Origin of the sequence: Bifidobacterium apis (assembly GCF_036986835.1) — a bacterium.
In the GTDB taxonomy this organism is placed as follows: domain Bacteria; phylum Actinomycetota; class Actinomycetes; order Actinomycetales; family Bifidobacteriaceae; genus Bombiscardovia; species Bombiscardovia apis_A.
In genome coordinates this window covers 51598-66322 of sequence record NZ_BTXD01000004.1, presented here as the reverse complement: position 1 = coordinate 66322, position 14725 = coordinate 51598, and the positions used below count along the sequence as shown (strand labels likewise).

10 protein-coding genes are annotated in these 14725 nt (G+C 63.5%); 8 read left to right on the top strand and 2 right to left on the bottom strand.

Annotation, left to right across the window (positions count from 1 at the left end; all coding sequences use genetic code 11):
• Nucleotides 1–158: 158 nt before the first annotated feature.
• Together AACP62_RS07975 and AACP62_RS07970 are read right to left on the bottom strand one after the other, a co-directional pair.
• Complete coding sequence (locus tag AACP62_RS07975; protein WP_339347591.1) at nucleotides 159–1466, bottom strand: chloride channel protein; 1308 nt, start codon at nucleotides 1464–1466, stop codon at nucleotides 159–161.
• 57 nt (nucleotides 1467–1523) lie between these two features.
• On the bottom strand, nucleotides 1524–3932 hold the full coding sequence (locus AACP62_RS07970) for a S9 family peptidase (RefSeq protein WP_339347589.1): 2409 nt from the start codon (nucleotides 3930–3932) through the stop codon (nucleotides 1524–1526).
• Nucleotides 3933–4280: 348 nt separating this feature from the next.
• On the opposite strand from AACP62_RS07970, the gene AACP62_RS07965 reads away from it, so the two are divergent.
• The 8 genes from AACP62_RS07965 to pknB all read left to right on the top strand — a co-directional run bounded on the left by AACP62_RS07965 (nucleotide 4281) and on the right by pknB (nucleotide 14335).
• A complete protein-coding gene (locus AACP62_RS07965; RefSeq protein ID WP_339347588.1) occupies nucleotides 4281–5153 on the top strand; it encodes an LPXTG cell wall anchor domain-containing protein in 873 nt (290 codons plus the stop codon).
• 198 nt (nucleotides 5154–5351) lie between these two features.
• Nucleotides 5352–6056, top strand: coding sequence for an FHA domain-containing protein (locus tag AACP62_RS07960; RefSeq protein WP_015021121.1), 705 nt, complete (start codon nucleotides 5352–5354; stop codon nucleotides 6054–6056).
• 36 nt (nucleotides 6057–6092) lie between these two features.
• Nucleotides 6093–6608 (top strand): FHA domain-containing protein FhaB/FipA, encoded by a 516-nt coding sequence (locus AACP62_RS07955; RefSeq protein WP_373564724.1) that lies wholly within the window; start codon nucleotides 6093–6095, stop codon nucleotides 6606–6608.
• Nucleotides 6609–6614: 6 nt separating this feature from the next.
• Nucleotides 6615–8183, top strand: coding sequence for a PP2C family protein-serine/threonine phosphatase (locus AACP62_RS07950; protein WP_339347585.1), 1569 nt, complete (start codon nucleotides 6615–6617; stop codon nucleotides 8181–8183).
• A gap of 2 nt (nucleotides 8184–8185) precedes the next feature.
• Complete coding sequence (locus tag AACP62_RS07945; RefSeq protein WP_339347584.1) at nucleotides 8186–9727, top strand: FtsW/RodA/SpoVE family cell cycle protein; 1542 nt, start codon at nucleotides 8186–8188, stop codon at nucleotides 9725–9727.
• Nucleotides 9724–11187 (top strand): peptidoglycan D,D-transpeptidase FtsI family protein, encoded by a 1464-nt coding sequence (locus AACP62_RS07940; protein WP_339347583.1) that lies wholly within the window; start codon nucleotides 9724–9726, stop codon nucleotides 11185–11187. Before AACP62_RS07945 ends, AACP62_RS07940 begins: the two co-directional genes overlap by 4 nt.
• Nucleotides 11184–12176, top strand: a complete 993-nt coding sequence (locus AACP62_RS07935) for a serine/threonine-protein kinase (protein ID WP_198206362.1) — start codon at nucleotides 11184–11186, stop codon at nucleotides 12174–12176. The genes AACP62_RS07940 and AACP62_RS07935 overlap by 4 nt, the downstream gene beginning before the upstream one ends.
• On the top strand, nucleotides 12173–14335 hold the full coding sequence (pknB, locus tag AACP62_RS07930) for a Stk1 family PASTA domain-containing Ser/Thr kinase (RefSeq protein ID WP_198206363.1): 2163 nt from the start codon (nucleotides 12173–12175) through the stop codon (nucleotides 14333–14335). The genes AACP62_RS07935 and pknB overlap by 4 nt, the downstream gene beginning before the upstream one ends.
• Nucleotides 14336–14725 lie beyond the last annotated feature (390 nt).

Here is a 14725-nt window from a genome sequence, read left to right as displayed (position 1 = left end):
CCCAGACCGGTCAGCTGATTGTGAATGCTCATGCAAGGCCGGAGGCGGCAGGGCAGACACGCGACCAGTCTTGGTTTCATCGTATATGAGTAAGGACGGAATCTTTCGGCATCACGCAAGGCCGGAGCATCAGGGCGACAAGGGCTCCCGACAACGGTTTATACCTTGGCCACGAACAGACGTGAGACCGCCATCGACAGGGCCACAGCCAGGCCCATGGGCATGAAGGCCATGACCGGCAGATGGCAGACCTCCATCAACATGGCCATGGCCATGAGCGGAGCCTGTTGGGAGGCGGCCAGCAGGGAGGCGGCGCCGATCACGGCACACTGCCAGACCGGCAGTCCGGGCACAAGACAAGCCAACAACAGGCCCAGAACAGCGCCCATGGCGGATCCCAGGGCTATGGAAGGCGTCAGGGTGCCGCCGAAAGCCCCGGCACGGATGGTGGCTGTGGTCAGCAGGGCCTTGGCCAGCGCAAAGAGGGCCAGGAGGGCAAGCGACTGCGCCAACTGGAGCCCGGAGAACCCGGCAGACAGCCGCTGATCCATGCCCATCTGTGCCAGAGCCCGGCCGTTGCCCATGACCTGGGGGACGGCCAGGGCCACCAGACCGGTCAACAGAGCAACCCCTGTCAGCTGCCAGATAGCCGCGGGACCATTGGTCCTATGGACCTCTGCCCAGGAGGTCATCCGCCGGAATCCAGCCCCCAACAGTCCCATGACCGGTCCGATCAGGAGGACCACTGCCATGAGCCAGGGATGGAAGGGCTCGGAGCCGACCTTGTAGTAAGGGGCGAACCCCTTGATGGATCCGCCGACCAGGGTGGCCAGGGCCGACATGGCCAGATTGACCGTCACCACTTCGGCATCCACCCGCCGCAGCAGCACCTCGATGCCGAAGAAAGCGCCGGTCAGAGGCGCAATGTAAATACCGGCGAATCCCGCACCCGCAGCCGAGGCAACCAGCAGCGGGCCGTCCTGATCACGCAGCCCCAGCCGTCGGCCCATCCTGGTCCAGAGACCGCCCAGAAGGGCCCCGGCCTCGCGAGGGGCCACCTCCCTGCCTATGGAGCCACCAGCAGCCACAAAAAAGATCTGGGTAAGCACATGAACCACAGTCCGTCCCGGGGGCATAGGCGCACCTTTGACAGCCTGGCCTACCGAGGGAACCAGCCTGTTCCTCGTCCGCAGCCAGGCCCAGACCAGTCCGGCCACCAGTCCGGCAATGGTCACTGAGACCAGCCTTCTGATAGGCGGCACCACCTCAGCCGTGGGAGCCTCCGGAGTCTCGGTGAAACCCAGTAGACCGGCCTGAGTCAGCTCGAAGAACCTTGCCAGCAGGCCCGAAGAAAGTCCGACCAACAGACCCAGGCAGAGCACCGAGACCGCCAGGCCCCAGCTGCGGGGAAGCCGGAATCCGCGATTGGGTCCTGGAGTCTGGTCAGGCTTTCGTTGGGTATGCACAACCCCAATCTAGCGGAAGCAACCGCCAGCAGAGCGTCAGCCCAAGCAGCCTTTCTGTCAGTCCGTCTTGTTCTTGAGGGCCTCCCGCAGGAAGTCCCGCTGCAGAATAAGCAGGTTCTCGGCCACAGTCTCGTCATTGGTCATGTGGGTGATGCCAGTCAGCGGCAGGACCGTATGGGGACGGCCGGCCGCCATCAGAGCGCCGGAGAGCCTCAGGGTGTTGGCCACCGAAACGTTATCGTCCGCAAACCCATGGATCAGCATCAGCGGGCGACGCAGCGAGGGGGCGTCATCAATGATCCCGTTGCGGCGGTAAACGGCCGGGTCCAGACCCAGATAGCGCTCGGTGTAGTGAGTGTCGTAAAGAGTCCAGTCCGTGGGCGGGGCACCCGCGCAGGCCGCATGAATCCGGTCGGGAGCCCGCAGAACCGATAGGGCCGACAGGAAGCCGCCATAGGACCAGCCGATCATGGCCACATGCCCCAGGTCGGCCTCGGGAGCGAAGTCCGGCAGGGCCTCCAGAGCCTCAAGCTGGTCATCCAGAGTCACCTGGGCCATGTCCTCGAAGATGGCTCGATCCCAGGCAGGACCACGACCAGGCGTGCCCCGGCCGTCGGCGGTCAGGACCAGGAAGCCCTGATCAGCCCACCACTGGGACTCCCAGTAGTAGGACTGGTTGAAGACCACCTGCTGGGCACCTGGCCCGCCATAGGGTTTGAGCAGGACGGGCAGGTTGTCGGCGCTGGCGTAGGGGCTGGATTCGGACGGCCTGACAATGGCTGCGAACAGCTCGTGCTGGCCCATGCGCACGAAGTCCACGTTGGGGGTGAACCCGGGATCGCTGCTGGTGTCGGCCAGGACGGCGCTCATGGCTCCCTGGCTATTGATATGACCGGCGTCCACGGCCCGGCGATCAGGGCGATCCTGATGCTCCGGCCGCACAGGTTCACCTGTCTGCCTAGCGCTGCTGTCGGGGCAGGCTTCGCCAACCAACCCCAGCCCTTCGGCACCCAAGCGGTCCAGATCTCCATCAGCCCCCAAGTAGCAATGGCGCACTTGTCCCTGCGCCGAAGCCATGGTCCGGCCGCTGACCACGATGCCATGGCCGGCTCGCGAGGCGGACCACACTCCGGGCAGACGGTTGAGCACATGGATGGAGCCGTCATAGCCCAGGCGCATCAGGTCGAAGCTGCGGGGGTCAGTGGAGACCACCGCCAGCACATCGCGGTCCTCCACGGACAGCACCTGTCGAATCTGGCAGCCAGCAGGAGAGAATACCTTTCCGTCCAGGCGCAGCCGCGTGGTATCGGCTTCTGTATCGATGAAGGCATCCACCAGCCCGCCCTGGGGCTGGTAGGCCGGCAGCCCCGGCACCAGGTCGATCCACTGGTCGTTGCCATGCTCCTGCAGCACCCTGGTGGCCACCTTGGGCGCCGCCTCGGGATCAAGCAGGGTCATATTCTGCCCCGGCTCCAAGCCCTGACGGGCATCCGGCACCTGCACATCCAGGATCCTGTCCTCGGTCTGCCGACGGTTCTGAACCAGCAGCAGGGGCCGATGCCCGTCCTGCCAACGGACCACAGCCAGGTACTCGAAGGCCTGATGGTCCCAGTCCACCTCGCCCACCCAGGGGTCGGCGTCATCCTGGCCCAGGAGGACCAGGCTCAGTCCGACGCGGGCGTTGGCGGTCAGAGCCTGGGGATACCGCCGGGCGCGCGGCCCGACCTGGGGATTGGCCGGATCGCTGATGTACCAGATCGGCTCATCAGAGGAATCAGTGTGCTCGACCAGCAGCGCCTTGGAATCCGGCGACCACCAGAACCCCTGGTAGCGGTCCATCTCCTCGCCGGCCACGAACTCGGCCAGCCCCAGCCGCATCCGATCATCGGTGCCTGGGCGCAGGGCCAGGACAGCCCTTTCTCGATCCTGCCCGGCATCCTGCCCAATGGTGACCACCATCAACCGGTCGCCAGTGGTATAGGCCACCATAGTGCCGTCCGGGCTGATGGCGGGATTGAGCACAGCAGAATCGCTATCTTCCAAGCTCAGAGCCCGCGTGGAGGCGGTGAGACCATCGGGGGCTATCAGCGAGAGCCAGAGCCGACCGCCCAAGGCAAAGACCACCCGATCCCCGGCAGCATCCACGCTGTAATCGACAATGCCCTCGCCGCCCTCTCGCGAGCGCTCCCTGCGGGCCAGCTCGGCGGCCGGCACCTGTTCCTGGTCCGCATCCTCCAGCAGGGCCCTTGGGTCAGCCAGGAGCACCTCATGGTGGCGGCCTTCCTGGTCAAAGACGGACAGCCAGAGCCCGGTCACCAGGTCTTCAGGTCCGTCGGAGCGCAGGAATACGGCCCGCGAACCGTCCCCCACCGCCAGGGCCGACCGTGGCGCACCCAACGTAAACCGCAGGGTCCGGGCCTTGGCCCGCGGATATGCCTCCATCGCCCGATCCACCTCTTCGGCCATGCTCGCTCCTCGAATATCTCTGACATGATCCCTATGACCATGCGTCTGCCACGATGATAAGCGCCCAGATGCCAAAGGGGAATTCCAATAGCTCAACTGCGAGGCGCCACCCTGCCTTCAGCAGACGTTAATCGTTCTACATGAGAAACTTTTATCGTCAGATAAGACATATTTTCGAACTACGACCGGCCGATGACCATTCCCTGCGCTAGAATTGTAGCGTGTTATCGCCAAAGACTGGTCGATGATGCCTGTTTCCCAGGGGTAGGGGTGTCAAGGCAGGACACCCCATGAACGTATCTGGGGAGCAACCGACAATAGAGAAAATAGAGGTAACCAATGAATATCATGGTTCGTTTCAAACGCGCATGCGCAGTACTCGCTGCCGGCGCCACCCTGGCTGGCGGCTTAGCACTGCTGCCCACCGTGGCCCAGGCTGTGGAAAGCAAGAATGTCCAGACCAAGGCCGCTCCTTACACAATCACATTCCACGACCCCTATGGTCCTCGGGGGGATAAGGGGCAGGAGAAGACAACCACTCTGAACACCGACGCCAGCGGCAAGCTGGATCCCAGCAAGATTCCAGAGCCTATAGTGCCCGATCAGAATACGAAAGCTGATGGCTGGTCTATCAATGGATCTGGTGGCCCAGCTGATGACCCAAATTCACAAAAAATCGACTTCAACACCCATGTTTTCACCCAAGACGAGGATCTCTATCCTAACTTCGCCCAGATAAACCCCATCACTTACAACATCACTTTCGTCACTATGAATCCGGAAGATATCGAAAAATCCACCGCGGACGTGATGCAAACCAATAGTGAGGGAAAGCTATCTGAGGAACCCACGGTTCACAACTTCGATGGTTACACCTTCGACGGTTGGTTTAACGAAAATGGCGGGTCCCGTTACGTCCCCGGTGGCACCTACAACGCAGACACTGTTTTCAGGGCCAGGTACACCAAGGTGACCACTCCCAACGAGCCTAACAAGCCTGGTCAGACCGCTCCGGTTGACAACAACACCAAGCAGCCTGCCAAGGACAACAACAAGGCTCCAGCCAAGGATCCAGCCAAGGATCCGGCTAAGAAGGACGCCAAGAACAACAACAATCTGGCCAAGACCGGCGCCGACGCCACGGCTCCTCTGGCCATCGCCGCTGGCCTCTGCCTGGCTGCCGGCATCACCCTGGGTCTGCGTCGCAAGCTGGCTCTGTGAGTCCGCAGGCTTCGGCCTGACCTATGATGATTGAAGTTCAAAGGCCCCTGGTCCATTGTGGCCATGGGGCCTTATCCATACCCGGCAGTCGCGGTCGTTCGAACCTGTTCATTGAAGAAATTGCAAGCATCCGACCGCCCATTACCCCCTTCCGGCAGGGTCACGTACTATGAAAGGGTTATATGGAAAGGGATGACTATGAGCGTTCTCGATCGTTTCGAGAAGAGCGTGGAAGGCGCCGTTAACGGTGTCTTCTCGAAGTTCGGCTCCAAGGACCTACAGCCCGTCGACCTGTCGAGCGCCCTCGAGCGTGAGATAGACTCACAGGCCATGCCCGTCGGTCGCGACCGTACCGTGGCGCCCAACGAGTATCGATTCAGACTATCCACCCCAGACTTCGACCGCATCGAGCAGTGGGGCTCGGAGGCTCTGGCCAACGAGCTGGCAGACAACCTGACCAAGTACGCCGAGAGCCAGCACTATGCCTTCGTCGGCCCGGTCGTGGTCATCTTCGAGGAGGACCTCAACCTGAACAAGGGCGACTTCCACCTGTCTGCCGAGTCGGTCCAGGGCAACGCGGCACCCGTGACCACACCCGAAGAGTCCAAGGACTGCCCGGTGTTGGAAATCAACGGCCGCCAGTACCTGCTGACCGCCCCCATCACCACCATCGGCCGTGGATCCTCCTGCGACATCGTCATCGACGACGCAGGCATCTCCCGCCGACACCTGCAGATCGAGATCACCGACAAGGGCGTGGTAGCCCGCGATCTGGGGTCCACCAACGGCACCTATGTAGAGGGGCATCAGGTACCCGCAGCCACCCTGCTGGACGGCAATACCATCACCATCGGCCGTACCCGCATCCTTTACTGGGCATCGTCGCAGGAACAGGATTCGTAAGTCGCCCAGACCTTGAAGTAAGGTCGAATCATTATGCTGACTGAACTGACATTCGCCATCCTCAAATACGGATTCCTGGCTCTGTTATGGGTATTCGTATGGCTGGCCATCCGTTCACTCCGCAAAGACATCGAAACCTTCAGCCCCAAGACCTCTCATACCCGCCGACGCAGCGAACGCGCAGCCCAGCGCAAGCTGCCGGCGGCCGCCAGATCCGTGCCTATCGCCCCGGTCAGCAAGACAGAGCCTGCAAGCGATGAACCCTCCCTGCTGGTGGTTATCGACGGACCTCTGGCCGGCTCCTCCACGCCGCTGTCCGGACGACCCATCACCCTGGGCCGCTCCTCCTCGAACACCCTGGTGCTGGACGACGAGTTCGTCTCCGGCCATCATGCGCGGGTCTACCAGGATCCCGCATCGGGCCGATGGGCCATCGAGGATCTGGGGTCCACCAACGGCACCGTCGTCTCGGGACAGAAAATCACGGCGCCGACAATCCTACCGGCGGAGGTTCCCGTGCGCATCGGAGCCACCACCTTCGAGTTGAGGTAGCCGCCCATGACCAGGAACGATGCGAGCCAAAAGCTGTTCCTCTATTCCACGGCGGTTTCAGACGTGGGGTACGTGCGCAGCAACAACCAGGATTCCGCCTTCGCCGGTGAGCGCCTTGTGGCCATGTGCGACGGCATGGGCGGCCACGCAGGCGGGGATACAGCCTCAACCATAGCCATCCGATCCCTGGCCCACATCGAACGCGACGACCGGGAGCAGGACGTGCAGTCCCTGGCCCGGATGATGGAGACCTCGGTCATCGCCGCCCATGACGCCATCGTGGGCAAAGCCAAGCGAGAACACCGCCTGTCGGGCATGGGCACCACGGTCACGGCCCTGGCTCTGGCCGACGACTCCTGGGTGCTGGCCCATATCGGCGACTCCCGAGGCTACCTCCTTCGGGAGGGCAAGCTGATTCGGATGACCCAGGACCACTCCTACGTGCAACATCTGATCGACACCGGCCGCATCTCCCCGGCCGAAGCCCGCAACCACCCTCAGCGCAACGTGGTCATGCGGGTACTGGGGGACTTCGACATCGACCCCCGCCCGGACATCTCCATATCCAAGGCCCTGCCCGCGGACCGCTGGATGATCTGCTCGGACGGCCTCTGCGGCGTTCTGGAGGACTCGACCATCGCCGAAGTGCTGTCCTCGGTCTCGGACCAGGCGGAGTGCGCTCAGCAGCTGGTCACCTTCGCCCTGAAGGCCGGCAGCACCGACAACGTGACCGTGGTCATCGCCGATGCCACGCTGGCTCTGGATGCCGATGCCTTCGATCTGCCCCATCAGACTCCTCTGGTCGGTGGCGCAGCCAGCTCCAACCTGGAGGCCCTGGCCGACATCCTGGATGAGCCCGTAGCGGCCGCACCGCGTCTGCGCGACGAGTCCCGGGAGTCCCCCGCCAAGCGGGCCGCCGACCTGGCCCAGGACCGGGATGTCGACAAGCAGGAGGACGAGGATGACGAAGGCCGCACCGCCCAGCCCTCGGCTGCCCGCGAGGAGAGCGGCGAACGGCATGTGCCCGACACCAGCGAGATCCCCATCGTCCACAAGAAGGACGGTTCGGACTCAGCCGATCCCTACGACCCGGACGTGGCCGACGCCATCCACAAGGAACACCTGGAGCAGCGCAAGCGCCAGCGCTCACGGCACCGGCGGATTCGGCTGATCCTGGCCGGCATCATCACCCTGGTGATCCTCGCCCTGGCCGGAGGCACGGCGGCTGCCTACCGCTGGAGCCAGGAACAGTACTACCTGGGCACTGACCAGGGCCGAGTGGCCATCTACCAGGGCGTGCCCACCAAGGCCTTTGCCCTCTCGCTGTCCCACCCGGTGCAGACCACGGACATCGCCGTCAAGGGACTGCCTCAGTCCTGGCGTGACCAGCTGGAAGAGGGCATCACCGTCTCCAGCATGGACGATGCCAAGGAGCACGCCAGATTGATCCGTAAGGAGGCCGGCGACCTCAAACGCGAGCAAGCCAAGGAGGCCAAGGACGAGTCCGACCAGGCATCGACTTCTCCTTCAGCCTCGCCCTCACCGTCGGAAACCGACCAGAGCGAGCGGCAATAGTCATGATTATCACCCGTCTGCGCCGCATAGGCCTTCTGCTCTTCTCCCTGCTGGTGGGGTTCATCGGCTTCTTCCAGATGTTCGCCCGTGCGGCGGGCCGCTTCCCCGGTGATTACGCTGCCCTGCTGGCAGTCACCGCTGCTCTCTTCATCGCCCTCTGGGTCCTGCTGGAGATTTTCCAGCCCTATGGCAGCCAGGCCATCCTGCCCAGCATCGTCATCCTGAGCTCTCTGGGCATAACCCTGATCACCCGCATAGATCTGCGCAACGCCCGGATCGGCCAGCCCACACGGGTGGGCTTCACCCAGCTGATCTGGCTGTGCCTGGCCCTGGTTCTGTGCGGACTGCTGGTGGTACTGCTCCGGGACTACAGGCTGCTGCGCCGCTTCTCCTATGTGAGCATGGTGGTGGGCCTGGTTCTGCTCCTGTCGCCCATGCTGCCCGGCATCGGACGTGAGATCGGCGGCGCCCGCATCTGGATAGGCGTAGGGTCGCACACCCTGCAGCCCGGCGAATTCGCCAAGCTCTTCCTGGCCTTCTTCTTCGCCGCCTACCTGTTCGACCACCGGGACCAGCTGGCCGTGGGCGGCAAGAAGTTCCTGGGCATGCGGATGCCCCGAATCAAGGACTTTGGACCCATCATCATCGTCTGGCTTATTTCGCTGGCCGTCCTGGTCATCCAGCATGATCTGGGTACCTCGCTGATGTACTTCGCCATGTTCGTCTCCATGCTCTATGTGGCCACCGGCCGCACCAGCTGGATCGCCATAGGCTCGGTCTTCTTCGTCATCGGAGCTGTGGCGGCGTCCATGATCTTCGCCCATGTGGGTGCCCGTGTGGACGCCTGGCTGCACCCCTTCAGCGACGCTGAGTTCGGCAAGGCCTTCGGCGGGTCCGGCCAGCTGGTGCGCGGCATCTTCGGCCTGGCTGCCGGCGGGCTGACAGGCACCGGCCTGGGCCAGGGACGCCCCTGGATCACCCCCCTGGCCAACTCCGACTTCATCTACACCTCGGTGGGCGAGGAGCTGGGGCTGAGCGGCCTGCTGGTGGTCCTGGCCCTCTACCTGGTCATCGTGGCCTCGGGCATGATCACGGCCATGAAGATCAAGGACGGCTTCGGCAAGCTCCTGGCCTCCGGCCTGGTCTTCACCATGGCCTTCCAGGTCTTCACCGTGGTGGGTGGCATCACCCTGGTCATCCCCCTGACCGGCCTGACCATGCCATACATGGCGGCGGGTGGCTCCAGCCTGGTGGCCAACTGCATCCTGGCCGTCCTGCTGATCATCATCTCCAACGCGGCCAACAAGCCTGCGCCGGAGGTCAGCTCGGACACCTTCAAGTACGAAGCCCTGGCCGTGCTGCGTCAGCAGGAGACCAGCAAGCGTAGCGGACAGGGCGACTCGGACTCCGATTCGGACTTCGACGACCAAGAGTCCCACGGTCGTCATGCAGGGCAAGAAGAGCAGGCCAATCAGGATGAGGAGACCGACCTGCCAGCCACCGGCCGTATCCCCGTCCGCCAGGTGCGAGGAGGTGGGCAGTGAACAAGGCCCTGCGTCAACTCTTCAACGCCGTCATCGTCCTCTTCGTCATCCTGGGGCTTTCCAGCTCCATCATCATGGTGATCCGGGCGGGCAACCTTAACTCGGACCCCCGCAATCTGCGCGCCCTCTATCACGAGTATGCGGCGCCCAGGGGGGCCATCCTGACATCGGATGGAGCCGTCATGGCCCAGTCCGACCCCATCAACGACTCCTTCCAGTACCAGCGGCACTACCACAAGGGAGCCGTCTACTCGCCCATCACCGGTTACTACTCCATCACCAGCCCGGCAGACCGGGGAATCGAGGCCTCGCGCGACCGCCTGCTGAGTGGCCAGTCCGACAGCCTGTGGATGGACCGGCTCAAGTCCCTCTTCACCGGCACCCAGAACAAGGGCGCCTCCATCGAGACCTCCATCAATCCCAAGATGCAGGAGGCCGCCTACGCCATGTTGGGCAACTTGTCCGGTTCGGTGGTGGCCATCGAGCCCTCCACAGGCCGCATCCTGACCATGGTCAGCACGCCGAGCTACAACCCCGAAGACCTGACCGCCCACGACAGCGGCGATGCCTCCCAGGCCTACCAGAAGCTGGCCTCCCGTTCCGACAACCCCATGCTCAACCGCGCCACCTCGCAGCTGTATCCGCCCGGGTCCACCTTCAAGGTGGTTGTTGCCGCCGCCGCACTGGAGTCCGGCCAGTATCACCCTGACAGCCAACTGCCGGCCGGAGCCTCATACACCCTGCCTGGCACCAATTACAAACTGACAAACTCCACTTCTGCGGGCAACGGGTCCAACGGCAAGATCAGCCTGGAGAACGCCCTGGCCTACTCGTCCAACACGGCCTTCTCCCAGCTGGGGGTCGCCCTGGGCGACAAGACGCTGGCCGAGCAGGCCCGCAAGTTCGGCTACGGCTCCACCATCACCCTGGACGGGACCAACTCCACAGGACGGCCCATGAAGGCCGTGGCCTCCAAATTCCCCGAGGATCAGTCCCAGGACCGGCTGGCCCTGGCCTCCATTGGCCAGGGGGACACCCTTTCCACACCTCTGCAGGCTGCCATGACGGCCGCTGCCGTGGCCAACGGCGGCAAGCTCATGCAGCCGACCCTGGTGGACCGGGTGCGCTCCAGCGACCTGAGCGTCATCAGCGAGACAACGCCCTCGGTCTACTCACAGGCCTTCTCATCAGACACCGCCAAGGCCTTGACCACCATGATGGAGGCAGTGACCACCAAGAGTTACCCGAATCTGGCCATCCCCGGCATGCAGGTGGCGGCCAAGTCCGGCACGGCTCAAATCGGTGCGGGCAATACGGCAAATGACGGGTGGATGATAGGATTCGCTCCGGCCGACAAGCCCAAGGTAGCCGTAGCCGTTGTAGTGCATGGAATCTCCTCCTACGGCATAGATGCCGCCGGGCCGATCATGAAACGCGTCATGCAGGAGGCTGCCAAGTGAAATTAGTACAGGGACAGCTCATCCATCGAAGGTACCGTCTGGACCGCCGCCTGGCCCAAGGGGGCATGGGCGAAGTCTGGAAGGGCTACGACATAGAACTGGGCCGCGTGGTGGCCATCAAGGCCCTGCGCGAGGACCTGACCAACGAGGAGTCCAAGCTGCTGCGGCTAAGGGCCGAAGCGCACAATTCCGCCAACCTGGCCCACCCCAATATCGCCGCCCTCTTCGAGTACTACGAGCACGATGGCATCGGATTCCTGATCATGGAGTACGTGCCCAGCCAATCCCTGGCGGACATCTACCGGGAACGGGGCGCCCTGGACCCCATCGAGCTGCTGCCCATCCTGATACAGACGGCCCGGGGGCTCTACGTGGCCCACTCGCACGGGGTCATCCATCGGGACGTCAAGCCGGCCAACATCATGGTTTCCGACACCGGCGAGGTCAAGATCACCGACTTCGGGGTCTCCTACTCCACCAACCAGGGGCAGATCACCCAGGACGGCATGGTGGTGGGCACGGCCCAGTACATCTCTCCCGAGCAGGCCCAGGGCCTCCAGGCCACGCCCCAGTCCGACATCTACTCCCTGGGTGTGGTGGCCTATGAGGGACTCTGCGGGCACCGACCTTTCACTGGCGCCACCCCGGTGGACATCGCCGCAGCACACGTCAACGACCCTGTGCCACCGCTGCCTAACTCGGTGGACAACCAACTCATGAACTTCGTCATGTCCATGCTGGCCAAGGACCCGCGAGACCGCCCGGCGAATGCCTTGGTGGTCTCGCACACACTGGCCAGGATCGAGCAACGGCTGCTGGACCAGCAGCTGGGCGAGACGGAGGTCATCGACCCGCGCGCACCCATGCCTAGACGCATTATGAGCAGGCCACACGCGGCAAAAGACATCTTCAGGCCCTTCTGGGGGCACTATGGAGAAGGAAGCGCACAGCGCGGCCTTGAAGCGACGAACGGAGGGGATACCCTATGAGCATCACACTGCCGCCGTCCCTAGCGGACGGACGCTACCGTCTGGGACAGCTGATCGGACGCGGTGGCATGGCCGAGGTCCACAAGGCTGTGGACACGCGTCTGGGAAGGACGGTCGCGGTCAAGATCATGCGGTCCGATCTGGCCAACGACGAGGTCTTCCTATCGCGGTTCCGGCGGGAGGCCCACTCGGTCGCGCTGCTCAACAACCCCAACATCGTCTCCATCTACGACTCGGGCGAGGAGATACTGACCGACGACCAGGGCAACCATGAGCGGGTGCCCTACCTGGTCATGGAGTACGTCAAGGGCCAGACCCTGCGCTCCATCCTCAAGGAGAACGGGGCCCTGAGCCAGCGCGACAGCGAGCAGGTCATGCTGGGCATGCTCAGCGCCCTGGACTACTCCCACCACATGGGCGTCATCCACCGGGACATCAAGCCCGGCAACATCATGATCTCGGAACAGGGCATCGTCAAGGTCATGGACTTCGGCATCGCCCGGGCCATGGACGATTCGGCCGCCACGATGACCCAGTCCCAGGGTGTGGTGGGCACGGCCCAGTACCTGAGCCCTGAGCAGGCCCGTGGCGAGAGCGTGGACATGCGCTCCGACCTCTACTCGGCCGGCTGCGTCCTCTACGAGATGCTGACCGGACGGCCGCCCTTCAACGGGGATTCGGCCGTGGCCATCGCCTACCAGCACGTCACCGAGGTGGCCACCCCGCCCAGCACCATCGTGCCCGGCCTGCCGAAGATGTGGGATTCCATCTGCGCCAAGGCCATGGCCAAGGACCGCCAGAACCGTTACGCCACGGCCGCCGCCTTCAAGAGCGACATCCTGGCCTTCATGAACGGCGGGACCCCGGTGGCTGCCGCCTTCAACCCGCTGACCGACCTGGCCAATGTCAAGGCCCGCAAGGACGCCGAGCAGGGCACCGAAACGGCCACCATGCCACTGACCGAAGAGGAGACGGCCGCCACCCAGGCCTTCAACCCTGTTCAGGACCCGCTCAACCCGGCCGCTGCCACCGATGTTGCCACAGCGGAGCGCACGGCCACCAAGGCGGCCCAGAAGAAGTCCAAACGGCGCAAGAAGATCATCATCGGCGCCATCGTGGCGGCTTTGGTCCTGGTGCTCGTCGGACTGGGCACGTGGAACGTCCTGGGCCGAAACCGCCATCCGATGGCCGAGGTGCCTACCATCAACGCGCAGATGTCGCGAATCCTCGCCCGTGAGAAGGTCACTGCCGCAGGCTTCCACTACCAGGAGAAGGAAGACAACGACTCGGCCGAGCCCAAGGGAACCTTCACCAAGCAGAGCCCCAAGGGCGGGAGCATGGCTCCCAAGGGCTCCACAGTGACCGTCTGGTTCTCCTCCGGGCCCAAGGACACGGCCATCCCCGACGTCAAGGGCATGACCCAGCAGGAGGCCCGCAGCGCCCTGGAGAAGGCCGGATTCAAGGTCTCCCCCGCCGCCTCCGTGGAAGACAGCCAGGACGTTCCCAAGGACCATGTGACCCGCACGGACCCCGCTGCAGGCCAGAGCGTGGCCAAGGGAACCAGCATCCTGATCTACATCTCCTCGGGCATGACCAAGGTGCCCGATCTGTCTGGCAAGACCAAGGACGACGCGACCAATATCCTGCAGAGTCTGCACTTCAACATCACCATCCGCGAGCAAGCCTCCAACACCGTGGCCAAGGACATGGTGATCAGCACCGATCCGGCCGCCGGGTCCTCCATCCAGCAGGGAGCCATGATCACGGTCACCGTCAGCAACGGCATGCAGCTGGGCAATTATGTCGGCATGACCCTGGGCGAGGCTAAACGCAACCTGGGCCAGGGTGTCAACATAACAGTCAATGGTCCCAACAATGACAACGCCGTGGTCACCGGCCAGGATCCCGCATCAGGTTCCTCCTTCGACAAGTCCAAGGACACCATCACCCTGACCACGGCCATTAGCGTCCCGCCCTTCTCCCAGGGCGAGACCTTGGGCAGCTATCGGCAGAAGCTGACCAACAGCGGCGTCAGCGCCGACAGGATCACTTCCGTCGGCAAGGACACGGACAAGGTGACCGCTGTAAGTCCCGGAGCCGGCAGCAAGGTGGACGACAACACCCCCATCACGGTGACCACCGTCAGCTCCACCAACTGACTCCTATGGCCCGGCGACCACAGTCTTGCCGCCGGGCCATATCGTTCTAGGCAGAGCGAATGCGGTCTGGGACGGAGTAATGGCTATCAGGCCACGCCATTAGGCTGCGAATCGCGACTTCGCGTCCACAAATCCCGGTCATGACTTCGGCCAAGCTAAACGTCAGGGTCCAGCGACCGGTTCATAACGACCAATGCACAACTTCCGGACTGGGCCTTGCCAAGTCGCATCGCCACATCGCGACGAATCCGCCTCGGCCGCCAGACTGGCGTCATCTGGACTGCGACCAAAAATTCATGGCTATCAAACCATGGCCACAGAAGTGTCTTAGATAGACCTTGGACAGTCACTGCTAGCAGTCGGCGAAGTTGTGGCAACAATGAGCGGCGG

What these genes read in the sequence shown, in the direction of transcription:
- AACP62_RS07965 (WP_339347588.1), top strand. Translation starts at nt 4,281, where the DNA reads ATGGTTCGTTTCAAACGCGCATGCGCAGTACTCGCTGCCGGCGCCACC.
- AACP62_RS07945 (WP_339347584.1), top strand. Translation starts at nt 8,186, where the DNA reads ATGATTATCACCCGTCTGCGCCGCATAGGCCTTCTGCTCTTCTCCCTG.
- AACP62_RS07950 (WP_339347585.1), top strand. Translation starts at nt 6,615, where the DNA reads ATGACCAGGAACGATGCGAGCCAAAAGCTGTTCCTCTATTCCACGGCG.
- AACP62_RS07960 (WP_015021121.1), top strand. Translation starts at nt 5,352, where the DNA reads ATGAGCGTTCTCGATCGTTTCGAGAAGAGCGTGGAAGGCGCCGTTAAC.
- AACP62_RS07970 (WP_339347589.1), bottom strand. Translation starts at nt 3,932, where the DNA reads ATGGCCGAAGAGGTGGATCGGGCGATGGAGGCATATCCGCGGGCCAAG.
- pknB (WP_198206363.1), top strand. Translation starts at nt 12,173, where the DNA reads ATGAGCATCACACTGCCGCCGTCCCTAGCGGACGGACGCTACCGTCTG.